The organism is Microbacterium luteolum (assembly GCF_039533965.1).
In the GTDB taxonomy this organism is placed as follows: domain Bacteria; phylum Actinomycetota; class Actinomycetes; order Actinomycetales; family Microbacteriaceae; genus Microbacterium; species Microbacterium luteolum.
Window position 1 is genome coordinate 1,881,124 of record NZ_BAAAUN010000001.1, and the last position, 24,323, is coordinate 1,905,446.

Genomic DNA, 24,323 nt, shown 5'->3' on the forward strand with positions numbered 1-24,323 from the left:
GCACCCGTAACCCCGCGGGATCGCCTCGCCCCGAGAGGATCGACCATGGTCACCATGCACGACGTCGCCGCCCGAGCGAACGTCTCGGTGGCGACGGTCTCGTTCGTCGTGAACGGCACCAAGCCGATCTCGCCTGCCACGACGTCGCGCGTCGAGCAGGCGATGCGGGAGCTCGGCTACCGTCGCAATCCGGTCGGAGCCGCCCTCGCCCGCGGCCGCACCAAGATCATCGGGATGCTGTACCCCGCGCTGCAGCGCCCGCTGAGCGGCACCGTCGGAGGGTTCTTCACCAGCGCCGCTGTCCGCGCGCAGGAGCGCGGCTACCAGCTCGTGCTGTGGCCGATCAGCAACGAGTCCGACGAGGCGATGGCGCTGGCCGACACCGGGCTGGTCGACGGCGTGCTGCTGATGGAGGTGCAGCTGAACGACAATCGCGTGCCGGCATTGGTCCAGGGCCGCACCCCGTTCGCCCTCATCGGACGCACCGCGGACCCCGAAGGGCTCGCGTACGTCGACGTCGACTTCGGCGCCACCGTGACGACCGCGGTCGAGACGCTCGTCGCCCTCGGACACCGCGATTTCTGCCTGGTCACGGGCGGCTCCCGCGCCGGTCGATTCGAGGAGCACGGTCCCGCCGAGCGTTCGCGTGCCGCGTTCCTCGCCGATATTGAGGCCGCAGGACTGACCGGCGCCGTGCGCTACTGCCTCGAGGACTCGCGCGAGGGCAGGGCGTTCGGACGCGCGTTCCGCGACGAGCACCCCGACGTGACGGCCATGCTGCTGCTGAACGAGCACGCGGCGCCGGGAATCGTGATCGGTCTGCGCGAGGCCGGCGTGCGCGTGCCCGAGGACCTCTCGATCATCTCGTTGGGTTCCTCGGCCCACATGGCGAACATGGTCGACCCCGCCCTGACGTTCCTCCGCTCACCGGCCGACGAGCTGGGGCGCCTCGGCGTCGACACCATCATCGACCGGATCGAGAATCCCGACGCGGGGCTGCCCGCCGTGCTCATCCCGTGCGAGATGGTGCCGGGCGGCTCCATCGCCGAGGCCCCGGGCCGCGCCTAGGCGACGGCGGGCACGATGAGGTCGAGCCCGAGCCCCGGAGCCGAGGACACCGTCGCCCAGGCGCCCTCGATGCGCACGGGCGAGGGCGCGGCCAGGATGCCGAGTGCGTCGAATCCGGCATCCTCCACGTCCTCGACCCAGGTCGCACGCGGAAGCGTCACGGCGAGCTGCGCCGAGAGATCGGGCAGGAGGTGCGGAGCGAGCGTGACGCCGCGCTCCTCGGCCAGGCCGGCGATCTCGAGGAAGGGAGTGATCCCTCCTACGCGGATGACATTCGGCTGGACGACCGCGGCGAATCCCGCGTCGAGCGCCTCCCGGAAGCGGTGCACGGTGTGCAGGTTCTCACCGAGGGCGATCGGCGTCGTGATGCGCCGGGCCAGCTCGCGGTAGCCGGCGGTGTCGTCGGAGCGCAGCGGCTCCTCGATCCAGGTGAGATCGAAGGGGGCGAGTGCACTCATGGCGCGCGTGGCCCGATCGACATCCCACCGCTGATTCGCGTCGATCATGAGCTGCCGGTCGGCACCCAGGATCTCCCGCACGAGCGCGACCCGCGCCACGTCCTCACCGAGGTCCGGCCGCCCGACCTTGATCTTCACCGCCCGGATGCCGCGCTCGACCCACCGCTCGACCTGTGCGGCGAGCTCGGCCTCCGTGTAGTGCAGATTGACGCCCGAGCCGTAGACCGGAAGCCGCTCCTGCGTGCGGCCGAGCAGGTCGGGCACGCCGACCCCGCGTGAACGCGCGCGCAGGTCCCAGAGCGCGAGGTCGAGGCCTGCCATGGCGATCGTGGTGATTCCGCCTCCACCGGCCTCGTGGAGATGAGCCCACAGCGCGGGCCACAGCACTGTCGGGTCGCTGTCGCGACCGAGCGCGAAGCGGCGGATGTCGTCCTCCAGAAGCGCGGCGACCGCACGGGCTCCGATCGTCGGCGTCCAGGAGAATCCGCTCCCCACGCCTCCGTCGCGATCCTCCACGTCGACGCGCACGAGATGCAGGTCGGGGGCCTCCGGCACCCAGGGCCGCGGCATCCGCACCGACAGGGGCCGGACGTCGATCCGGATGATCTCGCTCATGAGCCGCCGAGCATCCGCTCGCCGGCGTCGAGGATCCGGCGCAGCTCCTCCGAGTGGGCATCACCCGGGTCGGTCAGCGGGGGACGGACGCCGCCGACCGGGGCTCCGCTCAAGCGCAGCCCCGCCTTGATCAGCGCGACCGCGTAGCCCGGCGTCGTGTCGCGGAGGGCGACGAGCGGATGGTAGAACCCTTCGAGCAGACGATCGCACGCGGCGCTGTCGCCGTCGACGTACGCGCGGTAGAAGGCCGAGGCGATCCGCGGCGCCATGGCAAAGACGGCGGAGGAGTAGAGCGGGATTCCGATCGCGCGGTACGCCGCCTGGCTGGCCTCGGCGGTGAGCAGGCCGTTGAAGAACTGCACGTCGTCGCGCACGCGGCGCGCCGCGAGGACGATCGCCTGGGCGAGGGCCACGTCTCCGATCCCGTCTTTGAACCCCACGATCGTGGGCTGCTCGGCCAGCAGGCGCGCGAACGTCTCGGCGGTGAAGCGCGCGCTGCCGCGGTGGTAGACGACGACCGGGAGGGTCGACGCCTCCGCGACCGCGCTCACATAGCGGACCAGCCCCTCCTGCGAGCTGCCGACGAGATACGGCGGAAGCAGCAGGATGCCGTCGGCCCCCATCCCGGCCAGCTCGCGGACCGACGCGATCGCCTGCCCGACCGGTCCGCCGACGCCGGCGACCACCGGGACGCGCCCCGCGACCGTGTCGATCGCGACCCGCACGACGCTGAGGGATTCCGTGGCGGAGAGGGCATGGAACTCGCCGGTGCCGCAGGCGGGGAACACTCCGCCGGGTCCGTGCTCCATCCCTTCGGCGAGCACCCGCGCCGTGGTCGCGAGATCCACCTCGCCGTCGGCGTCGAAGGCCGTGACCGGGAAGTAGAGGGGGCCATCGCGGAATGCGAGTGTCATCGGGAGGTCCTTCCGTCGGGAGCGGATGTGGATGCGGCGAGAGCCGCGAGAGCATCGGGGTGGAGTTCGGTGCGCCAGGAGCGTCGCGGGACCCAACCCGTGTCGCGCGTCGCTGCCGTGTTGTCGAAGGCGCTGGAGGTTCCGCGCAGCGCAGGGGCCGCGTCGCGCGTGCCGGGGTGGAAGCGTGGCAGCAGCTCGTCGAGCGGGTCGACGGCCAGGGCATCCGCCGCGCCGACGAAGTAGCGGGCCCCACTCGGTGCGGCATCCGCCGCGAGCCAGGCGTCGATGAAGACGCCGACGTCGCGGGCGTCGACGTAGTTGAACAGCGAGACGGCGGCGAGCGCCGGGTCCCGCAGCCGGTCGAGGACCGTGTGCCCCTGCTGGGTGGGAGCCCCGTCCCACTCCTCGGGCGTGATGACGTAACAGGGGCGGAAAGAGGCGAGACGCACGGACGGTGCGGAGCGGGCGAACGCGGCGACCGTCTCCTCCACGCACACCTTCGACAGGGCGTAGGCGTTCGCGGGGGCCGTGGGAGCCGACTCGTCGAGCGGCAGCCGCTCCGGGGTCCAATCCGGGGTGCCGTAGCCGAGCACCGTCGGACTCGATGCGACGAGGATCCGCGTGACGCCGGCGGCGACGGCGGCCTCGATGGCGGTGAAGGCCATGCCCGTGTTCACGGTGAAGATGTCCCGCTCTGGCGCGCTGAACGGCACCGCAATCGCGGCGAGGTGGACGAGCGCCTGCGGTGCGATGCCGCGCAGCAGGTCGGCTGTCGCCTCCGCATCGGTCAGGTCGATCTGCGTGATCTCCTCGCCCGGGGCACGGTCGAGACGCTGCACCTCGTGTCCCGCGGCGACGAGCACGTCGACGACCGCGCGCCCCACGCGTCCCGATGCGCCGGTGACTGCTACTCGCATGTCTCTCCTCCCCCGTGATTCTGCTTCCGCATCAGCTCTCGCACCAGACCCGCACGTCCCATGAATCGAGCTCGACGAGGGCGCCGGCGTCATGGGCGGCGCCGTCGAGCACCGACGAGACGGCGCGCTCCGGACGGATCGTCTGCGCTCGGCCCGACCAGTTGTGCAGCACCCACACGCGCCCGCGCACGCCGGTCAGCGAGTGGGCGGTGATCGACCTCGGACGGTCGCCGAACATTCCCGACGAACGGGGCGGTGGGGCGGATTCGGCGATGACGCCCGCGAGAGACGAGCGGTCGGGAAGCGTGCCGACGACCGTGATCGTGCCCTCCCCGACAGATCGACGGGTGACGGCGGCCCAGCGCCCGTAGTGCGGATGCCGGTACCCGAGAAGCACGTCGGCCTGGTCGGGCTCCAGCGCGTCGATCCAGCCGCGCGCTTCGCCGACGACCGTCCCATCGCGCTCGAGCGGCACCGGCGTCGGCGGCGCCGCGAACTCACGGTAGGCGACTCCGGCGAGCGGCCCGAGCACCGCCGGCGCCGTGACCGCCCGCATCCGCCCCTGATCGTCGGCGTAGCCGGTGCGCGGTCCGACGACGAGACGACCGCCCAGCCGCGCGTACTCGGCGAGGATCTCGAGCGTGCGATCGGATGCCGCGATGAGCCCGGCTGCGATCAGTGTCGGATACCGCGACAGCAGCTCCCCCGCATCCGTCAGCTGCCGCTCGTTCACGTACTCGACCTGCAGTCCCGCATCGATCGCGGCACGGCCGAAGGCGCCGACGATCCGCGCGTAGGAGCCGCGGTCCGGGGCGCCGCCGGGCGCCGCCAGCGGAGGCTCGAACGCCATCATCCACTCGCTGTCGTGCGCGTACACGATGCCGATGTCGGCATCCGGCACGGCATCCGCCAGCCATCCCGACGCCACGGCGAACTGCCGTCCGATCTCCGCGATCTCGTCGTACACCCGGCCGGGCTGGAGATCGTGCCCGAGGATCCCACCCCAGTGCACCTCCGCGCCCGAGTGGAGCGTGTGCCAGTGCCAGTAGGAGACGAGTCGTGCGCCTCGCGCGACGAGCAGCCACGCGGCCTGCGCCAGCTGCCCGTCGTACGGCGGCCGGGTCAGCGAGGCCGCGCCGATCGACGCCGCTCCGGTCTCGGTGACGAGAAAGGGCGCCTGCCTGGTCGCCCGCATCCGGTCGGCGCTGAGGATCAGCTGCGGCACATCGTCGGCGTACCACTGGCCGCCGGCCCACTCGCGTTCGTAATCGAGGGAGTCCTGCGCCAGGTAGTAGGCGTTGCCGCTGGCGATGTCGAGGTGGGCGCCGACGGCGACGTCGTCCATCGCGGGGCGCTGATAGGCGATGCAGGTCGTGAGCACCGTGTCGTCGGCGACCAGTTCGCGCGCGATCCCGGCCTGCCAGCCGATGAACTCCGCGGTGAGCTCGGCCTGGAAGCGTCGCCAGGCGAGGTCGTACGCCGGCGTCGTGTTGCCCGCCGGGGCCCACAACTCATCCCAGTCGGAGATCCGATGCGACCAGTAGGCGAGGCCCCATTCGCGATTGAGCGTCTCGACGTCGCCATAGCGCTCCGCGACCCAGCGGCGGAAGCGCGCGACCACGTGCGCATTGTGGATGAGGTGCAGACCCGCCTCGTTGTCGACCTGCACGCCGATGACGGCCGGATGCCTGCCGTAGCGCCCGAGCACCGCGCGGATCACGCGCTCGGCGTACCCGCGGAAGACCTCGGAGGTGAAGTCCACCTCCTGCCGCCCGCCCCACGGGACCGACGACCCGTCCTTGCGGACGACCGCGAGCTCGGGGTGGAGCCTGCTGAGCCACGGCGGAACCGCGTAGGTCGGGGTGCCGAGGATCACGTCGATCCCGTGCGCCGCTGCACCGTCGAGCACCGGCGCGAGCCACTCCAGGTCGAACTCGCCGTCGCGCGGCTCCCACGTCGACCACACCGACTCCCCCACCCGGATGCAGGTGATCCCCGCCTCGACCATGAGCCGGAGGTCCGTCGTCAGCCGGGAGGGGTCTGGAAGGTACTCGTTGTAGTACGCCGTGCCCAGCCGCGGGCCGTCCGCCCATGCGGTCCGACGGCGGGACCCGCTCTCGGCCACGGTTCAGACCTCGACGCGCGTGATGCGGAGCGCGATCGGCTTCCCCGCGGGCAGGTCCACCGGCGCGGAGTCGCGGTCGAAGGCCTCGTTGCGGGTGACCTCGGTGAGGGTGAAGCGGCGCCCCACCGGCGTGACGGTCATGTTCCAGGTGTCGATGACGTCGACCTCGAAGACATCACCCTCCTCCGGACTCTCCCCGGGCTGTCCGACCGGGAGCCGGAACGACCACGACGCCGGCGCGGAGCGCCCGAGGTACTGCACGTACTGCTGCCGAGGCCAGCCAGCCACGTACGCGGGGTCGTCCCATTTGTCGATCGGGTCCAGGCCGGGTACGACCAGATCGTCGAGGATGCCGCGCAGGAAGGCGATCCGCGCCGGGGACTCGCCGCGCAGCACACCGCCCTCGACCATGTGCAGGCTGCCGCTCTCGGTGAGGAAGCTCTCTCCGTGCGAGGCGTAGCATCCGGCCACCGTCGTGATCCAGAAGCGGTGCACGAGTTCCTGGCCGTCGAGGTGCCCCCAGCGATCGGGGATGTCGCCCTCGTACTTGATCTCGTCGAGCACGACGGGCTTCTTCCAGACGTCGCGGTACAGGTTGGCCCGGCCGAAGTCCTCTGTCGCCGCGCCGTTCTGGATCGAGGCGTGCGTCACCCACGGCTGGTTGTTGTCGTAGATCTCGATCCAGTTGTGGATCGAGCGCAGGTGGTCGTGCGGGTCGACGGAGGCGAGGAGCGCACCGGTGCGGTCCCAACGGTCGTCGGGGCGCTCGAGCTGGTCGAACTCGTTGCACAGCGACCACCACACGTGCGCGTATCCCGACAGCCGCGCGACGAGGTACCGCAGGTAGACGGCATCCTCTTCTTCCGTCAGGGCGTCGAGTCCGAACTGGCCACGGTCATAGGCGTCGAAGATGAGCACGTCGGCCTGGATGCCCCGCGCGCCGAGCATCTCGACGGCACGGTCGAGATGCTGGAAGAACTCCGGCACCGGACGGCTGACGTCCCAGTGCCCGTCCGTCTTCTCGAACGGCATCAGCGCGGGCACGTGCTCGATGTAGCCGCCGCCCTGCGGGAAGACCATGAAACGAAGCTTGTCGAACCCGACCTCGGCGATGTCGTCGACGGTCTGAGTGAACAGCGGTTCGTCCTGATGCAGCCAGTTGTACGCGGTCGTGCCGACCGGACGGTAGGGCGTGCCGTCGGCGTGCGCGAAGTGGAAGCGGTGCGCCACCCGCACCGGACCGTGCGCGGCTCCCGGCGTGACCTCGAAGCTCCCGCTCGATCGGTCGAGCGCGGTGCGCGCGCCCTCGACCTCCCACGTCCAGGTGCCGTCCGACTGGGGGCAGACCCGCACGCGGTAGGTCGTCCCGCCGTCCCAGAATCCGGGGACGACGATCTCCTCCGCGCCGTTGCGCAGGCGCACCGAGAAGGGCGGCTCCGCACCGACCGGCAGACGATCGGCACCCTCGAAGACGAGCTCGACGGTGTCGTACCTGGGGAACATCATCATCCTCCTGCGTCGGCGGCCACCCGTCGTCGGGCGTCGATGATCCCCAGTCTTGCATAATCCGCGCCTGATGAATCTCTATTCATCGAGAATCTGAGAGAATATACTTTCATCAGCGAATCTCCATCCGATCCGCGCTGAAGCAGGAGGACCACCGTGTCGTCGACCCCCTTCGCCACCCCCGTCGACGGACAGCTGCGCCTGCTCACCAAGGTGGCGCGAATGTACCACGAGCGCGGCATCCGCCAGTCGGAGATCGCCGCAGCCCTGAGCATCTCCCAGGCGAAGGTGTCGCGACTCCTCAAGCGCGCGGAGACCGCCGGCATCGTGCGGACCATCGTCACGGTCGCCCCCGGCGTGCACGCCGAGCTCGAGGAACGACTCGAAGCGGGGTACGGGCTCGCGGAAGCGGTCATCGTCGACGTCGAGCCGGATGCCGACGAAGCCGAGCTGCTCGCCGCCATCGGAGCCGGAGCCGCCGGCTACCTCGAGGCCTCGCTGTCGGGCACCGATCGGATCGGCGTCTCGTCGTGGAGCCGCTCCGTGCTGGCGATGACCGACCGGATGCGGCCGCTCCCGACGCGCGGGGCGACCGAGGTCGTGCAGCTGCTCGGGGGCACGGGCGCGCCCGAGGCGCAGAGTCACTCGCACCGCCTCCTCAGCTCGCTCGCTCGGATGCTCGGCGCCGACCCGATATACGTCCAGGCCCCCGGCATCGTGGCCGACCCGGCCGTGCGCGACAGCCTGCTCAAGGACCCGTCCATGCAGGAGACCATGCGCCACTGGGAGTCGCTGACGATGACCATCATGGGGATCGGCAGCATCGAGCCCTCCGACGTGCTGTCGACCAGCGGCAACGCGTTCGCCGACGACGAGCGCGCCCAGCTGCTCGCCGAGGGCGCGGTCGGCGACATCTGCCACCACGTCCTCCGCATCGACGGTTCCGCGGTGACCGGCGAGATCGACGACCGCGTGATCGCGATCCCCGTCGACAAGCTCCTGCGCATCCCGCGCCGCGTCGGCATCGCCGGCGGCGAGCGCAAGCTCGATGCGATCCGGGGTGCGATCGCCGGCGGATGGGTCACCGCGCTGGTGACCGACCTGCACACGGCAGAGCGCCTCGCCGAGACGATCTGACGACGCCGGGGGCGCCGCTCCTAGAGCGCCGCGACGGCCTCGCTCAGTCGCCGGATGCCGGGGTCGAGGCTCGTGAGCACCCGTGCTTGCACATCGACGCCCTCGGCCGCGCTGGCCATCGACGCCTGCGCGAGCACGACGACGTCGGCATCCGCGGCCAGGCGCTCGATCGCCGCACCGACCAGCCGGTCGTGCGTGGCCCTGTCGCCGCCGGAGACGGCCGCGAAGGCTCCCTCCACGACCTCGCTGACGAACTCCGGCGCTCGTCCCGCTCGCTCCGCGCGCTCGTGGAGCAGGGCGAGGGTCGGGGTCAACGTCGTCGGGAGGGTGGCCAGGACGGCGATCCGGTCCCCCGCGGTCACGGCGTCATCGGCCATGGCCTCGTCGATCCGCAGCACGGGGATGCCCACGGCATCCGCTGTGGAACCTGCCAGGTGAGAGATCGACGAGCACGTGAACATGACGACATCGGCCCCGCCTGCACGGGCCGCTTGGGCAAGGTCGATCAGGCGCTCCGGAACGGATGCCGCGCGCTCGGGATCCCCGAGATCGGCGACGATCTTGTCATCGAGGTAGTTGACCGTGGTCACCCCGGCGAGGTGCTCGCGCGCGAGATCCGCGACCGGCGGGATCACGACGGCCCCGGTGTGGATGAACGCGACACGCGGAATGGAGGAGGTCATCGGATCATCCTTTCAGGGCACCGCCGGCCATGCCGGCCATGATCTTCTTGTTGAGCGCCAGGAAGACGATCATCAGGACGAGGATGTTGAGGCTCACGGCCGCGAACAGCGGACCGTACTGCGTGGAGCCGTACTCGTCGCTCAGGCTGAGCAGTCCCACCTGGATCGTCGCGAGCTCGGGTCTGGTGGTGAACGTCAGCGCGATCAGCAGGTCGTTCCAGACGCTGAAGAACTGCACGATCCCGACCGTCAGGATGGCGTTCTTCATCATCGGCATGCCGATCAGGAAGAACGAGCGCAGCGGACCCGAGCCGTCGACCGTCGCGGCCTCGAAGATCTCGCGCGGCACGGCGCGGAAGTACGTCGCCATCAGGAAGGTCGTCAGCGGCAGACCCATCACGGTGTAGGTGATGATCATCGGCAGCATCGTGTTCGTGAGACCGAGCCGGAAGTAGACGATGAACAGCGGGACGAGGATCATCTGCCCCGGCACCATGATGCCCGCGAGGACGTAGAGCAGGACCGCGTTGCGGCCCCTCCAGATCATCACCTCGAGCGCGTACCCGGCAGCGACGCCGATGAAGACGATCAGCAGCACCGACGGGATCGTCACGATGATGCTGTTGAGGTAGTTCCGGGCCACATCGCCGTTCGTGAGCGCCGAGATGTAGTTGTCGAACTGCCAGGTCTTCGGGAGCGACAGCGCCGGGTCCGAGAGGAACTCCGACTGCGTCTTGAAGGATCCGAGCACCATCCACACCTGCGGATAGAGCACGACCACCATCAGGAGCGCGACCAGGATCCAGACCGGGATGCGACGGATGGCGCGCATCGCGGCGCGGCGCCCCTGACCCGGTCGAGGCCGCTGCACCGTGGGCGTGGCGACCGTGAGCTGTGTCTGCGTCTGCAGCGTCGTCATGATCAGACCTCCGCCTTCTGTCGCTGCGATCGGAAGATCGCGAGGGTGAAGACCAGGCACAGGATCGTGAGCACGAGTGCGATGGTCGATCCGTAGCCGTACTCGGCGTACTCGAAGGCCGTGCGGTACATGTACAGGGTCAGCGGGGCTGTCGAGGTTCCCGGCTGACCGTTGTTCAGCGCCAGGAGGCTGTCGAAGACCTTGAGCGTGGAGTTCAGGCTGAAGATGATCGACGACAACAGGATCGGGAGCGACAGCGGCAGGATGATGTTCTTCACCAGACGCAGACCGTTGGCGCCATCGAGCCGAGCGGACTCGATGATCTCCTCGGGGATGTCGAGGAGGCCCGCGTAGAGCAGCACCGCGTAGAACCCCATCGAGCTCCACAGCGTCATGACGATCGCGGTCGCCATCGTTCCGGCCGTCGACGCGAGCACCTCGACGCTCTCACCGCCGAAGAAGTTGATGATGTCGTTGACCGGCCCCTGGTTGTCGCCCACGGCCACGAAGCTCTTGAAGAGCAGCGCGACGGCGACGGTGGGAAGGATCGCCGGGAAGAAGACGATCGTGCGCACGAGCGAGGAGCCCTTGCGCAGCACGAAGACGTAGAGGAGCGCGAGGCCGTAGCCCAGCGCGACCTGTCCGACCGTCGCGACGATGGCGAAGAAGACGCTGACGCCGAGCGACTGCAACGCGGCCTTGTCGGTGAAGAACGTGGTGAAGTTCTCGATGCCGACGAAGTCGAACCCGCGCAGCGTGTTGCCCTCGAAGAACGAGAGGCCGAACGACCACAGCACCGGCACCATCTTCAGCAGCGTGTAGAGCAGCAGCGCGGGGCCGAGCAGGATGAAGATCGTCTTGCGATCTCCGAAGATCGAGTTCATTCGCTCGGTCCTTTCTCGGAAAGAAGCCGACTCCTCACCCGGACGGCGAGGAGTCGGCTTCCGGGTCAGCGGTTGGCGTCGATGCTGTCCTGCAGCGCCGCCATGTAGTCCTCCGGAGACATCTGACCGGTGGTGAGGAGCGTGCCGTTGGTGGACGCGAGCGAGTTGCTCTTCGGGTCCATCAGCGCCTCGAACCACAGTACGGTCTCGTCGATGCCGGAGATGCGCTCCTGGATCTCGAGCGTGTTCTCACTGATGTCGGACACCTCGCCGTTGACGGCGAAGCCCGAGATCGAGCCGGTGTCCTGCAGCGCCTGCTGGCCGTAGTTCTCGGCGATGCAGGCGACCCAGTCCTTGACCTTCGGTCCGAACTGCCCGGCCGCGATGATCATTGGCGCTCCCGCGTTGGCGGGGTACTGGTCGATCGAGCCCTTGCCGCCGTCGACCGCGGGGAACGGCATGAAGCCGACGTTCTCTCCGCCGATCTGGTTGCGCTCCGGGTCGTTGATGGCGCTCAGCAGCCAGGTGCCGTCGTAGGCCATGCCGGCCTTGCCCGTGAGGAACAGGTTCGACGTGGCGTCGGGGTCGCGGGTCGAGAAGCCCTCGCCGAAGTAGCCCTTCTCGGCGTACTCGGCGATCGCCTCGGCGCCGGCGACGTACTCGGGGTCGGTCAGCTTCGCGTCGCCGTCGGCGACCGCCTGCATGGCCTCGGGTCCGACGTTGCGGAAGATGTACATGCCCAGCAGACGGGTGAGCGGGAAGCCCGCGGCACCTGCCTGGGCCATGGCCGTGTACCCGGCGTCCTGCAGCTCCTGAGAGACCTCGGCGAGCTCATCCCAGGTCTGGGGCTCCTCGAGGCCGAGCTCTTCGAAGATCTGCTTGTTGTAGAAGATGCCCTCGATGTTGTACTGGTACGGCAGCGAGACGAACCCGCCGTACACCTGCTCGACGGTGGATGCCGCAGCGGGCAGCACGTTGTCCCAGGCGTCCTTCTCCTCGAGCGCCGCCTTCAGGTCTCCGACCAGGCCCGCAGCGCCGAGGTCGCCGGTGGGGCGGATGAGCGCGGTGCCGGCGATCGTGTGCGTGGGAAGCGCATCCTGGCTGGCCAGCAGCGTGATGCGCTGCACGGTGTCGGCCTGAGCGATCTTCTGGTGCTCGATGGGGAGCGCCTCGTTCTCGGCCTTGCACTGGTCCGCCGCGAGAGCGTCGAGCGTCGGGCCGATGACCGTGTTCTCGTTGGCCGTCATCACGGTGAAGGCCTCGGGGTCGGTGCCGCCGTCGGACGAGCCACCACCACCGCCGCCGCCGTTGTCGCCGGAGCCGCCGCAGGCCGCGAGCGGCAGGGCCGCCGCGACGACGATTCCGAGCGCGAGCCACTTCCGGCTGCGGGTGCTGTGGATGTTCATGACGTCCTCCTTGACGAAGTGCAGGGCGATGCGGGGTATGACATGAGAATAGAATCGTTTCAACGGTGTGTCAACAATCAGTATTGAAAATTTATTCACATCGACCCTGATTTCGCGCTAACATGCATGATCATGCAGTCCTGCGATGACTTGCAGAACGCACGATCTGACTGCTGCCATCGACGGCAGCCGCCTCGGAAGGAACACGTCATGTCGACGACGAACACTCTGCGCGAATCGAGCCCGCTGCGGCCGCTCGGAGCACAGAGCGCCCGCTGGACCCACGGCTTCTGGGGCGGCATCCACGATCGCACGCGTGATGTCACGGTCCCGCAGATCTGGTCGTCGCTCAGCGATCCGGCGGTGAGCCCGGGGCTCGCGAACTTCCGTATCGCCGCCGGCCTCGAGGAGGGCGAGCACCTCGGCCCCTCCTTCATGGACGGCGACTTCTACAAGTGGCTGGAGGCGGCGATCGCCAGTCTCGAGACTGACCCCGACGAGGAGCTCGCCGCGCGCATCGAGGACATCGCCGCGCTGATCGCCTCCGTGCAGCGCCCCGACGGCTACCTGCACACCCCGACGATCATCGCGGATCGAAACGATCTGGACGTCGCAGCCCTCGCCGACCGCTTCCACTTCGAGACCTACAACCTCGGCCACCTGATCACCGCCGGCGTGCGGCACCACGAGGTCACCGGGTCCGACACTCTTCTCGACGCGGCGCGCAGAGCAGCAGGCTTCCTGGAAGACCTCGCCACGAACAAGCCGCTGGAGCTCGCCCGCAGCGCCATCTGCCCCTCGCATTACATGGCCGTCATCGAGCTGTACCGGGTGACGCGCGAGGAGCGCTACCTGCGCCTCGCCGAGGCGTTCGTGCGCGTGCGTGACGACTTCGAGGGCGGAGACGACAACCAGGACCGCGTGCCGATCCGCGAGCAGACGGTCGTGGCAGGTCACGCCGTGCGTGCCAACTACCTCTACGCGGGCCTCGCCGACCTGGTGCTCGAGACCGGCGACGCCGAGCTCGAGGGCGTGCTGGAGCGGCTGTGGCAGGACGTGGTCGACACGAAGCTCTACATCACCGGCGGATGCGGCGCGCTCTACGACGGCGCCTCCCCCGACGCCTCCCCGTGGCAGCGCGACATCAGCCGCGTGCACCAGGCCTACGGCCGCGCGTATCAGCTGCCGCACACCACCGCGCACAACGAGTCGTGCGCCAACATCGGCATGATCTTCTGGAGCGAGCGCATGCTCGCCCTCACCGGCGACGCGAAGTACGCGGATGTGATCGAGCAGGTCGCCTACAACAGCCTGCTCGCGAGCATCAGCCTCGGCGGCTCCGAGTACTTCTACACGAACGCCCTGCGCCAGGTCCGCGACCTCCCGTATCCGCTGCGTCGTCCCGGCGACACCGCGATCCACCCGACTCCCCCGCCGCCGCCCTCGGATGAGCGCCTGCGCGAGAGCTACCTCGCCTGCTTCTGCTGCCCTCCGAACATCGCGCGCACGCTCGCCCGGTTCCATGAGCGCGCTGCCGGTCTCGGCGACGACGGCCTGTACGTGCACCAGTACGGCGGCAGCGAGCTGAACGTGACGACGGAGGACGGCCGCTCCCTCGCCCTGCGCGAGGAGAGCGACTACCCCTGGAGCGAGACGCTCACGTTCACCGTGACCGCGGCATCCGGCGGCGGGCTCCCCCTGCATCTGCGCATCCCCGGCTGGAGCGAGGGCGCGACCGCGACGGTCAACGGCGTCGAGGTCGCGGTGTCGGCACCGAGCACGTACACGCGGATCGAGCGCGACTGGGTCGAGGGCGACGTGGTCGTGTTGACGCTGCCGATGCCGGTGCGGATGCTGCGCGGTCACCGCCTCGCCGAGGAGACGGCCAACCAGGTCGCGGTGCGCCGTGGACCCGTGGTCTACGCCCTGGAGAGCGCCGACCTGCCCGACGGGGTCGTGCTCGAGCAGGCGGCGCTCCGGCGCGGGGCGGCACTGACGCCGGTGCCGACCGAGATCGACGGACACCGCGTCGTCGCCCTCGACACCGAGATCGCCGTGCTGCCGACCACGTCGGAGGATTCGCTCTACGACCTGCTCGGCGACGCCGAGGTCGCCACGGCTCCCGCCCGCCTCGTGCCGTACTACACGTGGGGCAACCGGGGAGCGGGCGAGATGTCCGTGTGGCTCCCCCTGGTGTGGTGACTCGTATGAGCACGCACCACGTCATCGCGACGTATGTCATTGAGACCTCTCTTCCGCTACAGCACGCGGCCGAGGTGCTGGCCGGCGAGCAGTCCACCGGCACGTTCGTCCGCGTGCAGCGCGAGTCCGACGACCTCCGGGCGCGGTTCGCCGCCCAGGTCGAGTCCCTCCAGGAGATTCCCCTGACCGGAGCCTCGCCGCTGCCCGGCGCGGTCGGCGATCCCGCCGCACGGCGCAGGGCCGTGCTGCGGCTGCGCTTCCCCCTCGACAACTTCGGGCCTTCCCTCCCGAACCTGCTCGCGGCCGTCGCCGGGAACCTCTTCGAGATCAAGGAGCTCTCCGCGGTGCGCCTGATCGACCTCGATCTGCCGCCCGCGTTCGCCGAGCGCTACCGCGGTCCGCGCTTCGGGGTGGCGGGCACACGCCGGTTGATGGGCGCGTCCGACGGCGCCATGATCGGCACGATCATCAAGCCCAGCATCGGCCTCGCCCCGACCGAGCTCGCCGAGGTCGTCGGGGAGCTCGCCGAGGCGGGCATCGACTTCATCAAGGACGACGAGCTGCAGGGGAACGGTCCGTCCTCGCCGCTGTCGGCACGCGTCGCCGCGGTCATGCCGGTGCTGCACCGATACGCCGACCGCACCGGCCGCATGCCGATGTACGCGTTCAACATCACCGACGACATCTCGCGCCTCGAGGCGAACCACGACCTCGTGGTCGCCGCCGGCGGCACCTGCGTGATGGCGTGCGTCAACCTCGTCGGTCTCGCCGGCCTCGAATTCCTCAGCGCGCACACCGCCGTGCCGATCCACGGGCACCGCACCATGTTCGGTGCGATCGGCCGGTCGGAGCAGGTCGGGATAGGCTTTCGCGCGTGGCAGAAGATCGCCCGCCTCTCGGGCGCGGATCATCTGCACACCAACGGCATCAGCAACAAGTTCTACGAGACGGACGACGAGGTGCTCGACTCCATCGCCGCGGTGCGCGAACCGCTTCTGGGGATCGCCCCGACCGTTCCGGTGCTCTCCAGCGGCCAATGGGGAGGCCTCGCGCACGCCACCTACCGCGCGGTCGGCACGACGGATCTGCTGGTGCTCGCCGGCGGAGGCATCCACGGCCACCCCGACGGCGCGGCGGCCGGCGTGAGCAGCATGCGCGACGCCTGGGCGTCGGCGGCCCGCGGCGAGACGGCTCAGGATGCGGTCGACCGATCGGCCGCTCTGCGCCGGGCGACCGAGGTGTTCGGCCCCGTCCGTGTCTGAGGTCCGGCATGTCTGAGATCCGGGCGGCGTTCTACGGCGACGACTTCACCGGGAGCGTCGACGCGCTGCTGCAGTTCGCGCGGCGCGGATGGTCGGGACGTCTCTTCACCACGCTCCCCACGCCCGAGGCTCTGCACGCGGCGGCGCAGACCGTCGACGTGGTCGGGATCGCCGGCATCGCGCGATCGCTCTCACCGGAGCAGATGGATGCCGAGGTCACCCCCGCGCTACGGGCTCTGCTCGCGACCGGTGCTCCGATCGTGCAGTACAAGGCGTGCTCCACCGCCGACTCCGCGCCGGAGGTCGGCAGCCTCGGACGCGTGATCGAGCTCGGGCGCGAGATCGTCGCACCGCACCCGGTGCCGATGCTGTTCGCCCAGCCGGACTTCGGGCGCTTCACCCTGTTCGGCACGCACTTCGCGTCCGAGAACGGCGTCGTGCACCGGTTGGACCGGCAGCCGACCATGTCGAGTCACCCGTCCACCCCGATGACGGAGGCCGATCTCGCGATCCACATCGGCCGGCAGACCGCCCTGCCCATCGGAGCCGTGTCGCTCACGGTCTACGCCGACCTCGCCGAGCGCCTCCGCCATGCGGACGCGGCGGGCGTCGTCCTGGATGCCGTGACCGACGCGGATCTCGTCACCGTCGGCGCCGCCCTTCGCGACCTCCCGGTTCCCGTGTTCGCGATCGGCTCCGGGGGCCTCTCGCAGGGCATCGCCGCAGCGGCGCCCGGCACGAGCGCGCCGGTTCCCGTCGCCACACCGGCCGCCGGTGCGGTGCTGGTCGTCTCGGGCAGCCGCTCGCCGCAGACGCGTCGGCAGGCTGAAGCCGCCGCGGCCGCAGGATGGCTGGTCCGGCCGCTTCCTCTCGACGTCGCCGACGCGGCCGAAGCCGCGCAGGATGCCGTGGCAGCGCTCTCCTCCGGCCGCGGAGTGGTCTTCACCTCCGCCGACGCCGACGTGTCAGGGGCTGGTGAGCGTCCGGTCCTCGAGGCCATCGCGGAAGCATCCGCGATCATCGTCAAGGCCGCCGCGCAGGCGCGGGCCGCGCGCCGCGTGATCGTGTGCGGCGGTGACACGTCCAGTCGCATCACGCGGCTGCTCGGCATCGAGGCGCTGTCCATCGCCGCGAATCCGTGGGGCAACGTCGTGCTGCTGCGGCCGCACGCCACGGACCCCGCGATCGACGGGCTGGAGCTGCTGCTCAAGGGCGGCCAGGTCGGTGCCGACACTCTGTTCCTCGACGTGGAGGCGCTCGACGCCTGAGCGCGAAGCCGGACCGAGAGCTCTAGGCGCTCCCCGCGCCCCATCGTCCGAGAGCCGTGATCGCCTCGCTGAGCGCCACTCCGCGCTCGGTCAGCGCGTAGGCCCGGGTGTTGTGCCGGAGCGGCAGCCGCGTCAGCACTCCGGCCGCTTCGAGTTCGCGCAGGCGCGTCGCCAGCATGTTCGTCGGCGCACCGAGGTCGCGCTGCAGGTCGCCGTAGCGCTGCGGCCCGTCGAGCAGTCGCTCCACGATGAGCAGGGCCCACCGCGCGCCGACGATGTCGAGGGCCGCGGCGAGGTCGCTCACGCGGCGGATTCGTCCGCCGGCTTCATCCAGAACGGGGAGTAGTGGTAGCCGTCCGGATCGTCGAACTGGCGCTGGTACATGAAGGGGTAGTCGTCGGTGTCGCCGATGCGTCCACCGGCGGCTCCGGCGCGCTCCACGAACTCGTCGACCGCCTCGCGGCTGCCGAGGTCGAACGAGACCGTGACCTTGGAGGGCGTGTCGGGGCCGCCGATCAGCTCCTCGACTCCTCCGACGCTCGCGTACATCTCGCGGCTGCCGAGCATGACGTACTGCTCGGGCGCGATCGCGAAGCACGACACGTTGTGATCCGACATCTCGGCATTGAGGGTCCAGCCGAGGGCCGTGTAGAAGGCGGTCGCGCGTTCGACGCTCTCGACCGGGCAGGTGATGAAGAGGCTCATGCGCTCATACTTGCAAAATACAAGTGCCGCATCAAGCCTCTATTTCAGCGAGGTGCAGCAACTACTTTCGTGGTGTCATCCGACGGATCTGCGCGGCGTAACCATCGAGGACGCGGAGTATCCCCTGGTGCTGCCAGACACGATTACGCCCCTTGCCGGTCGTCTCGACGAGCACACCGCGTTCGGCGAGCGCGTCCAACGCGCGCAGAGCCGCCATCTCACCGAAGCCAAGCGTGTCCACGAGGTACGGAGTGTTCACGGCGGGCTGTCCGACGAGTGCGGGAAGCAGGCTCCACGCCGCGGCGTCAGCGCGGAGGCCCTGCATCCGGGCGCGCGACTCTTCCAGCTCGGCGACGAGGTCATCGACGAGCTGCACCCCCGTCGTCGCGGCGATTCGGCTCGCGGCGGCGAACTCCCGGATGATCGGCCCCGCGTCCCCCGCTCGAAACGAGGTGAGGGCGGCGAAGTAGCGCCCGGTGTCCCGGAGAAGGCCCGCAGAGATCGGCACTGCGGTCGAGCCGACGAGTCCCTTGTTCCGCAGAATCGACTGCGCCAGCGCTCGACCAGTTCGGCCGTTGCCGTCGACGAACGGATGAATCGTCTCGAACTGCGCGTGCGCCACGGCTACCTGGACCAGCACGGAGAGGTCCTGCCTTCTGATGAACCGAATGAGATCGGCCATCGCTGCGGGAATGAGGCTTGGGCGAGGTGCGACGAATTCGGCGAGACGCGGGCCCGCGCTCCCCGCCCCGATCCAGACCTGCTCCTGACGGTACTGCCCGGCGTCCTGCTCGGACCCGGCCTGATGCCGCAGGAGCGCCGCGTGCATCTGAAGGATGGAGCCTTCCGTGATGTCGGTAGAGAGCGCCAGTGCCGCTTCCATCGCGCGGACATTGCCGATGACCGTGAGCGCGTTGCTCTTCCCACCCTCGTCGATCTCGGCAAGGGCGAGCTGTTTCGCTGATGTCGTCAGCTGCTCGATCTGCGAGCTCGACGCCGATTCAGTGCGGAGCAGGATCGCTGCCATCGGTCCGAGGACGGGGCTGCCCATCCCGAGCCTGCGCTGGGCGTGGTCATCGAATGCGACCAGCCGGCGAGTGGCGTCTTCGATATCGGCCGCATCTTCGGCGGAGACTTGAGGTCTCCATTCAGCGATTGCCGCAGTGATCGTCGCCGCGTACGCTCCCGTCTGCCTTTCGACCTCCGCCCGCGAGTACATCTCGGGCGCGCGCGGCGTCCAGCGCAGAGTCTCCTGCGAGACCGCATCTACGGGGATGCGCATGGTCGAGGAATGTGTCGGCATGCCACCCACTTTACCAACACTTAGCTCAATAAGTGTTGGTAACGCCGATGCGCACCAACAGTTGTCCTTCCCCTGTCAACCGACGGAAAGCCGCACGCTCCAGACGGTGTGCTCGCGCGGCACGCGGTACTGCTCGGGGAGTGCAGGACCGACGGATGCCGAGCCGATGCCCTGCTGTCGATGATCGATGTTCAGCCACACCCGGTCGCCGGCGACGAGATCGCTCGGACGACGCGCCTGCTCGAGCTGTTCCGACGTCCACCGCCGCGCCGTGAAGTCGAAGGGGTCGCCGTCCACGTGGAGCGTGGCCATCTCCTCTCCCGACACGTCGAGCCAGCGCGTCTGCGTGTGGTTGCCGTTCTCCTGCGGGATCGGATACGGCGTCTGCACGGAGTCGATCGTGCGCGCGAAGCGGCCGACGCGCGCACCCTGGACCGAGTCGACGTACGTCTCCTCCGGCCCCCGCCCGAACCACGCGACCCGGTCGGCGGCGGTGGGCAGGGCGAAGCGCAGCCCCACTCGCGGCACCCAGATGTCGCGATGCTTGTACGGAGTGTCCGCCCAGGGCCCCACGAAGTCGACGGAGGTCTCCAACCGCACCCCGTCGCCGTCCGGCACCCACGTCATCGTCCAGGTGACACCGTGCGGGTGCGTGCGCGGCGCGGTCCGTCCGCGCACGACCAGGCGCTCTCCGTCGAGCCCGACGTCATCGACCCGGTGCAGAAGGCGATGCAGGCCGGTGGCGTGCCACACGGCCGCCAGGTTGTTGTTGTCTCCCTGTCCGCGGTCGTTCTCGGTGGGCGCCCGGTACAGGTCGATCCAGGGGCCGTCGATCTGCAGATCGCCGAGCCCGAGGAGGCGGCCGGTGGCGGCATCGAACGACGCCTCCCCGACCCGGATGACGTCACCGTCGCGCGAGGTCGCCCCTGCGGGATTCCCCGTTCGGCGCACGGCATCCTCGACCGGCGCCGCGATCTTCTGCGCCCAGGCGATCACATGGCCTTCCGGCGCCCACAGCGTCTCCGCCGCGAGCGTCGCCTCGACCGTCAGCACCGCGTCCGTCGCACGCAGAGCGGATGCCGCGGCATCCGGGATCGCGATCTCGACGCGCTCTCCGCGGGCGATCGTCGGCACGTCGAGCAGTCCGTCGGCGACGCTCCGCCCGTCCGCCTCGACCGACCAGCGGAACCGCAGATCCGAGGTGTCGGCCGCGTGCCGCTCGTTCGCGATGCGCACGCGCTCGCCGACCTCGATGTCGATCACCTCGTGCGCCTTCGCGAGCTCGGCGAGCGCCGGCTTCGGCGTGCGGTCGCTCAGCACCAGGCCGTCGAGGCTGAACCGGCCGCCGCGCGGTTCGTAGTCGATGTCCTCGCTCTGCAGAATGAACGCGCGACCCTCGGCGTCGACCGCGTTGATGCCGTGATCGATCCACTCCCAGACGAAACCGCCGCAGAGCCGGTCGTACGAGCGGAGCACGCGCCAGTAGTCCTGCAGCCCGCCGGGTCCGTTGCCCATCGCGTGGGCGTACTCGACCAGCAGGAACGGCAGCCCCCGACGGCGCTCCTCCTCAGCCTCGGTCACCCCGGCGGGAAGCGGCTCGTCGGGGCCGTCGAACACCATCCCGTGCATGCTCAGCTTGCCGCCGCGCGGCTCCTCGCGCCGCCCGATGCTCTCCAGCAGCTCCAGCGACGGATACATCAGGGAGTAGAAGTCCGAGTCGCGATAGCTCGGGTCGCGCTCGTACAGCACGACCCGCGACGGATCGCGCTCGTCGAGCCAGCGGCGCATCTCGGTGAAGCCGTCGCCCGACATGCTCTCGTTCGCGAGCGACCAGACCACGATGCTGGGGTGGTTCTTGTCGCGCTCGACCGTGCGATGCAGGCGATCCATGATCGCCTCGCGCCACTCCGGCAGCGCGGGCGGGTTGTGCTCCCACCCCTCGTAGATGAAGCCGTGGGTCTCCAGGTCGACCTCGAGAACCACCCACAGTCCATACTCGTCGCACAGGCGCAGGAACTCGGGGTGCGGCGGGTAGTGGCTCGTGCGCACCGAATCGATGTTCGCGCGCTTCATCATCACGATGTCCTGGATCATCGTCTCGCGGTCGAGCGTGCGTCCGGTGTCGGGGTGATGCTCGTGGCGATTCACTCCCCGGAACGTGAGCGGAGAGCCGTTGACCACGAACACCCCGTCGACGATCTCGACGCGGCGGAATCCGATCGCGAGCTCGACGGACTCCCCCGCCGCGCTCAGGGTGCCGCGGTAGAGGCGCGGGGTGTCGGCGCTCCAGGGCTCCACCGGAAAGGCGACGGTCTGGCCGGTCGGCATCGAGATCCCCAGTTCGGGGATCTCCACCACGGCATCGACCGAGGCGTCGACACGCAGGGTGCCGACTCCGCTCACCGGGTCGTAGTCGGCGTGCACGAAATGGTCGTCGATCGCACCGGCCGGCCGCGCGAGCAGCTCGACGTCGCGGAAGATGCCCGGCAGCCACCACATGTCCTGGTCCTCGAGGTACGTCCCGGCCGACCAGCGGTGCACGCGCACCGCCAGCACGTTCCGGCCGGCGCGCACCGGTGCGTCGAACTCGAACGGCAGGCGGCTGCCCGTCGACCAGCCGAGCTCCTCGCCGTTCAGCCAGACCTTCGCGCACGAGTCCACACCCTGGAAGCGCAGCACGGCCGCTCCGAAGTCGTCCGGAACCTCGAACACCAGTCGGTAGTCGCCGGTCGGATTCTCGGTCGACACGTACGGCGGATCCAGCGGAATGGGATACGCGGTGTTCGTGTACAGCGGGCCTTCCTCGGTGCCGAGCATGCGGCGCGCAGGACCACCGGCCAGCGGCGTGAACTCCTCGAGCACCCAGTGCGAAGGGACGCGCATCGCGTCCCAGTCGGTGTCGTCGAACTCCGTCGCGAAGAAGCCGTCGCCGGTTCCGGCGGCGGTCGGCGAGAGCCGGAAGCGCCAGACGCCGTTCAGGCTGCGGACGGCGGCGTCACTCACGGCATCCGCACGCGGGGCGCGCCTGCCGGCACCGGGCAGCGTGCTCTCCCAGTAGCGACCGGTCATTCGTCGTCTCCGTATCCGCTGTCATCGATGGGCGACGGAGCCGGACCGAGCGCGTCGAGCTCATCCCACACCGCGTCGGGGACCACGGTCGCCGCGAGCTGCAGGAGCGCGTCGAGGCGCGCCGGAGAGGAGACGCCGACCACCGTGCCGTCGATCGTCTGCTCGCGCAGGGAGAGCGCGAGGGCGACGGCGGGCAGCGAGACCCCGTGGCGCGTGCACACGAGCTCGGCCTGCGCCGTCCAGTCCACGAGCTCCTCGGATGCCGGCCGGTAGTGGTACCGCGCACCGGCACGCGGCCCGCGGGCCAGCAGGTCGCCGCCGAACGGCGCCGCGTTGAAGACCTGCCATCCACGCTCGTGCGCATCGCGGAACATCGACGCGGCGCTGCGGTCGACGAGCGTGTAGCGGTTGTGGCAGAGGACCGCGTCGAACAGCTCGCTGTCGAGGTAGCGCTGCAGCAGCGGCACGGGACCGGCCGCGACGCCGATCGTCGCCGCGACGCCCTCCTCACGCAGCCGGACCAGCGCAGAGACCGCCCCGCCGCGAGCCAGAGCTTCACGGACCGTGACGACGTAGGGATCGTGCAGATGCAGCAGCGGCACCGTGTCGACGCCGAGCCGTCCTAGACTCTCCTCCACCGAGCGCAGCACGCGGTCGGCGTCGAAGCGGCCGGTCTCCGGATCCCGGTCGACCTTCGTGATGATCCTGCGCGCCGCCGCGATCCGCTCCTCGGGGGCCAGCGCAGCCAACCCCAGGCCGAGGATGCGTTCGGATGCTCCACCGGAGTAGTTGTTGGAGGTGTCGATGAGGTGCTCGCTGCGCAGCAGCGCCACGGCGGTCTCGACCGCGGCTTCCTCATCGCCGGAGCCGAGCCCCGAGGTGCCGAGCACCAGAACAGTCGGCCGCTGCCGGGACGTCATCGTGGGATCTCCTCGCCGCGAGTGCTACGGTCGGTCATGAACCGTTTCAGCGCAAGTTTATTCATAGGAGAATTCACATGTCAACGGCATCGACACCGGCGCTGATCGCGTCGGGAGCGGAACTGGAGCGCCTCGCCGACGGCGCCGTGTGGAGTGAAGGCCCCGTCTGGCTGCCCGAGACCCGACGCCTGCGCTGGAGCGACATCCCGAACGACCGCATCCTCGAATGGGATGCGCGCACCGGCGAGGTCTCGACCTTCCGCCAGCCCGCCGAGTACACGAACGGGAGGGCGCTGGACCACGAAGGCCGGGTCGTGCAGTGCAGTCACGGGCGCCGGGCGATCGAGCGCGAGGGGGCAGAGGGCCCGGAGATGATCGTCGACCGTTGGAGCGGCGGCCGCTTCAACTCCCCGAACGATCTCGCGGTGGCATCCGATGGAGCGATCTGGTTCACCGACCCGCCCTACGGCATCGACCCGAGCGGTCGCGAGGGTCACCCCGGCACCTCCGAGTACGACGCCTGCTACGTGTTCCGCTGGGATCCGGTCACCGGCGAAGCGGTGCCCGTCGTGACGAGCATGGTGCACCCGAACGGCATCGCCTTCTCCCCCGGCGGCACGCGGCTCTACGTCGCCGACACGGGGTTCTACGCCGACCGTCCGGAGGCCCAGCAGATCCTCGTGTTCGAGGTCGACGGGGCGACCGTCGTCGGGCCCGGCACGGAGTTCGCGAAGCCTCCGGTCGGCGCCTCCGACGGGTTCGCGGTCGACCGCGAAGGCCGACTCTGGAGCTCGGCCGGCGACGGGATCTACGTCTACGCGCCCGACGGCGAGCTGCTCCAGCACATCCCGGTGCCCGAGACGGTGTCGAACTGCACCTTCGGCGGCGACGACGGCCACGACCTGTTCATCACGGCCTCGACGAGTCTCTACCGGATCCGCACCACCACGACCGCGGCCTGA

General features: G+C 69.7%; 20 protein-coding genes. 6 read left to right on the forward strand and 14 right to left on the reverse strand.

All coding sequences use genetic code 11. The annotated features are described in order from the left end of the window. The first annotated feature begins 45 nt into the window (after positions 1-45). The gene (locus tag ABD648_RS09075) at positions 46-1,068 is read left to right on the forward strand and encodes a LacI family DNA-binding transcriptional regulator (protein WP_282214636.1); all 1,023 of its coding nucleotides are present in this window, start codon (positions 46-48) and stop codon (positions 1,066-1,068) included. Here the strand turns inward: ABD648_RS09075 and ABD648_RS09080 are convergent. Genes ABD648_RS09080 through ABD648_RS09100 form a run of 5 tightly spaced genes read right to left on the reverse strand, consistent with a single transcriptional unit; the run spans position 1,065 to position 7,603 of the window. Further along, positions 1,065-2,141 carry a mandelate racemase/muconate lactonizing enzyme family protein gene (locus ABD648_RS09080; RefSeq protein ID WP_282214637.1) on the reverse strand — a complete coding sequence of 359 codons (1,077 nt, stop codon included), beginning with the start codon at positions 2,139-2,141 and terminating at the stop codon, positions 1,065-1,067. The two genes, ABD648_RS09075 and ABD648_RS09080, sit on opposite strands and share 4 nt — an antisense overlap. Then, entirely contained in the window at positions 2,138-3,055 is a 918-nt protein-coding gene (locus ABD648_RS09085) for a 5-dehydro-4-deoxyglucarate dehydratase (RefSeq protein ID WP_282214638.1), read from the reverse strand. The genes ABD648_RS09080 and ABD648_RS09085 overlap by 4 nt, the downstream gene beginning before the upstream one ends. After that, the gene (locus tag ABD648_RS09090) at positions 3,052-3,972 is read right to left on the reverse strand and encodes an NAD-dependent epimerase/dehydratase family protein (RefSeq protein WP_282214639.1); all 921 of its coding nucleotides are present in this window, start codon (positions 3,970-3,972) and stop codon (positions 3,052-3,054) included. Before ABD648_RS09090 ends, ABD648_RS09085 begins: the two co-directional genes overlap by 4 nt. A 31-nt stretch (positions 3,973-4,003) precedes the next feature. Further along, positions 4,004-6,097, reverse strand: a complete 2,094-nt coding sequence (locus tag ABD648_RS09095; RefSeq protein ID WP_282214640.1) for a beta-galactosidase — start codon at positions 6,095-6,097, stop codon at positions 4,004-4,006. Positions 6,098-6,100: 3 nt separating this feature from the next. Continuing rightward, a complete protein-coding gene (locus ABD648_RS09100; RefSeq protein ID WP_282214641.1) occupies positions 6,101-7,603 on the reverse strand; it encodes an apiosidase-like domain-containing protein in 1,503 nt (500 codons plus the stop codon). Positions 7,604-7,759: 156 nt separating this feature from the next. On the opposite strand from ABD648_RS09100, the gene ABD648_RS09105 reads away from it, so the two are divergent. Then, positions 7,760-8,740 carry a sugar-binding transcriptional regulator gene (locus ABD648_RS09105; RefSeq protein WP_282214642.1) on the forward strand — a complete coding sequence of 327 codons (981 nt, stop codon included), beginning with the start codon at positions 7,760-7,762 and terminating at the stop codon, positions 8,738-8,740. 20 nt (positions 8,741-8,760) lie between these two features. Here ABD648_RS09105 and ABD648_RS09110 read toward each other — a convergent pair whose 3' ends face one another. From ABD648_RS09110 to ABD648_RS09125, 4 genes are all read right to left on the reverse strand, one after another. Beyond that, positions 8,761-9,423, reverse strand: a complete 663-nt coding sequence (locus ABD648_RS09110) for an aspartate/glutamate racemase family protein (protein ID WP_282214643.1) — start codon at positions 9,421-9,423, stop codon at positions 8,761-8,763. Between the two features lie 4 nt (positions 9,424-9,427). After that, on the reverse strand, positions 9,428-10,342 hold the full coding sequence (locus ABD648_RS09115; RefSeq protein ID WP_282214644.1) for a carbohydrate ABC transporter permease: 915 nt from the start codon (positions 10,340-10,342) through the stop codon (positions 9,428-9,430). A 2-nt stretch (positions 10,343-10,344) separates the two neighbouring features. Continuing rightward, positions 10,345-11,226, reverse strand: a complete 882-nt coding sequence (locus ABD648_RS09120) for a carbohydrate ABC transporter permease (protein ID WP_282214645.1) — start codon at positions 11,224-11,226, stop codon at positions 10,345-10,347. Positions 11,227-11,291: 65 nt separating this feature from the next. Next, a complete protein-coding gene (locus ABD648_RS09125; protein WP_282214646.1) occupies positions 11,292-12,632 on the reverse strand; it encodes an ABC transporter substrate-binding protein in 1,341 nt (446 codons plus the stop codon). Positions 12,633-12,842: 210 nt separating this feature from the next. On the opposite strand from ABD648_RS09125, the gene ABD648_RS09130 reads away from it, so the two are divergent. From ABD648_RS09130 to ABD648_RS09140, 3 genes are read left to right on the forward strand one after another with little or no spacing between them, the layout of a single operon-like run. Beyond that, entirely contained in the window at positions 12,843-14,834 is a 1,992-nt protein-coding gene (locus tag ABD648_RS09130) for a glycoside hydrolase family 127 protein (protein WP_282214647.1), read from the forward strand. Between the two features lie 5 nt (positions 14,835-14,839). Beyond that, entirely contained in the window at positions 14,840-16,096 is a 1,257-nt protein-coding gene (locus ABD648_RS09135) for a RuBisCO large subunit C-terminal-like domain-containing protein (RefSeq protein ID WP_282214648.1), read from the forward strand. A gap of 8 nt (positions 16,097-16,104) precedes the next feature. Next, positions 16,105-17,364 carry a four-carbon acid sugar kinase family protein gene (locus ABD648_RS09140; RefSeq protein ID WP_282214649.1) on the forward strand — a complete coding sequence of 420 codons (1,260 nt, stop codon included), beginning with the start codon at positions 16,105-16,107 and terminating at the stop codon, positions 17,362-17,364. A 22-nt stretch (positions 17,365-17,386) separates the two neighbouring features. Here the strand turns inward: ABD648_RS09140 and ABD648_RS09145 are convergent, their stop codons facing one another. The 5 genes from ABD648_RS09145 to ABD648_RS09165 all read right to left on the reverse strand — a co-directional run bounded on the left by ABD648_RS09145 (position 17,387) and on the right by ABD648_RS09165 (position 23,361). Then, a complete protein-coding gene (locus tag ABD648_RS09145; protein WP_282214650.1) occupies positions 17,387-17,668 on the reverse strand; it encodes a winged helix-turn-helix transcriptional regulator in 282 nt (93 codons plus the stop codon). Continuing rightward, positions 17,665-18,069, reverse strand: coding sequence for a VOC family protein (locus ABD648_RS09150; protein ID WP_282214651.1), 405 nt, complete (start codon positions 18,067-18,069; stop codon positions 17,665-17,667). The genes ABD648_RS09145 and ABD648_RS09150 overlap by 4 nt, the downstream gene beginning before the upstream one ends. A gap of 61 nt (positions 18,070-18,130) precedes the next feature. Beyond that, positions 18,131-19,120: a Fic family protein gene (locus tag ABD648_RS09155; protein ID WP_344708888.1), complete on the reverse strand. Its 990-nt coding sequence runs from the start codon at positions 19,118-19,120 to the stop codon at positions 18,131-18,133. 327 nt (positions 19,121-19,447) lie between these two features. Next, positions 19,448-22,441 carry a glycoside hydrolase family 2 TIM barrel-domain containing protein gene (locus ABD648_RS09160; protein ID WP_282214653.1) on the reverse strand — a complete coding sequence of 998 codons (2,994 nt, stop codon included), beginning with the start codon at positions 22,439-22,441 and terminating at the stop codon, positions 19,448-19,450. Then, positions 22,438-23,361: an aldo/keto reductase gene (locus tag ABD648_RS09165; RefSeq protein ID WP_282214654.1), complete on the reverse strand. Its 924-nt coding sequence runs from the start codon at positions 23,359-23,361 to the stop codon at positions 22,438-22,440. The genes ABD648_RS09160 and ABD648_RS09165 overlap by 4 nt, the downstream gene beginning before the upstream one ends. Positions 23,362-23,438: 77 nt before the next feature. On the opposite strand from ABD648_RS09165, the gene ABD648_RS09170 reads away from it, so the two are divergent. Further along, positions 23,439-24,323, forward strand: coding sequence for an SMP-30/gluconolactonase/LRE family protein (locus ABD648_RS09170; protein WP_282214655.1), 885 nt, complete (start codon positions 23,439-23,441; stop codon positions 24,321-24,323).

Bases quoted from the DNA above. Each gene is read 5' to 3' on its own strand.
- ABD648_RS09125 (WP_282214646.1), bottom strand. From the start codon at position 12,632: ATGAACATCCACAGCACCCGCAGCCGGAAGTGGCTCGCGCTCGGAATC.
- ABD648_RS09080 (WP_282214637.1), bottom strand. From the start codon at position 2,141: ATGAGCGAGATCATCCGGATCGACGTCCGGCCCCTGTCGGTGCGGATG.
- ABD648_RS09160 (WP_282214653.1), bottom strand. From the start codon at position 22,441: ATGACCGGTCGCTACTGGGAGAGCACGCTGCCCGGTGCCGGCAGGCGC.
- ABD648_RS09150 (WP_282214651.1), bottom strand. From the start codon at position 18,069: ATGAGCCTCTTCATCACCTGCCCGGTCGAGAGCGTCGAACGCGCGACC.
- ABD648_RS09090 (WP_282214639.1), bottom strand. From the start codon at position 3,972: ATGCGAGTAGCAGTCACCGGCGCATCGGGACGCGTGGGGCGCGCGGTC.
- ABD648_RS09170 (WP_282214655.1), top strand. From the start codon at position 23,439: ATGTCAACGGCATCGACACCGGCGCTGATCGCGTCGGGAGCGGAACTG.
- ABD648_RS09130 (WP_282214647.1), top strand. From the start codon at position 12,843: ATGTCGACGACGAACACTCTGCGCGAATCGAGCCCGCTGCGGCCGCTC.
- ABD648_RS09155 (WP_344708888.1), bottom strand. From the start codon at position 19,120: ATGGGCAGCCCCGTCCTCGGACCGATGGCAGCGATCCTGCTCCGCACT.
- ABD648_RS09100 (WP_282214641.1), bottom strand. From the start codon at position 7,603: ATGATGTTCCCCAGGTACGACACCGTCGAGCTCGTCTTCGAGGGTGCC.
- ABD648_RS09075 (WP_282214636.1), top strand. From the start codon at position 46: ATGGTCACCATGCACGACGTCGCCGCCCGAGCGAACGTCTCGGTGGCG.
- ABD648_RS09085 (WP_282214638.1), bottom strand. From the start codon at position 3,055: ATGACACTCGCATTCCGCGATGGCCCCCTCTACTTCCCGGTCACGGCC.
- ABD648_RS09165 (WP_282214654.1), bottom strand. From the start codon at position 23,361: ATGACGTCCCGGCAGCGGCCGACTGTTCTGGTGCTCGGCACCTCGGGG.
- ABD648_RS09110 (WP_282214643.1), bottom strand. From the start codon at position 9,423: ATGACCTCCTCCATTCCGCGTGTCGCGTTCATCCACACCGGGGCCGTC.
- ABD648_RS09120 (WP_282214645.1), bottom strand. From the start codon at position 11,226: ATGAACTCGATCTTCGGAGATCGCAAGACGATCTTCATCCTGCTCGGC.
- ABD648_RS09140 (WP_282214649.1), top strand. From the start codon at position 16,105: ATGTCTGAGATCCGGGCGGCGTTCTACGGCGACGACTTCACCGGGAGC.
- ABD648_RS09135 (WP_282214648.1), top strand. From the start codon at position 14,840: ATGAGCACGCACCACGTCATCGCGACGTATGTCATTGAGACCTCTCTT.
- ABD648_RS09115 (WP_282214644.1), bottom strand. From the start codon at position 10,342: ATGACGACGCTGCAGACGCAGACACAGCTCACGGTCGCCACGCCCACG.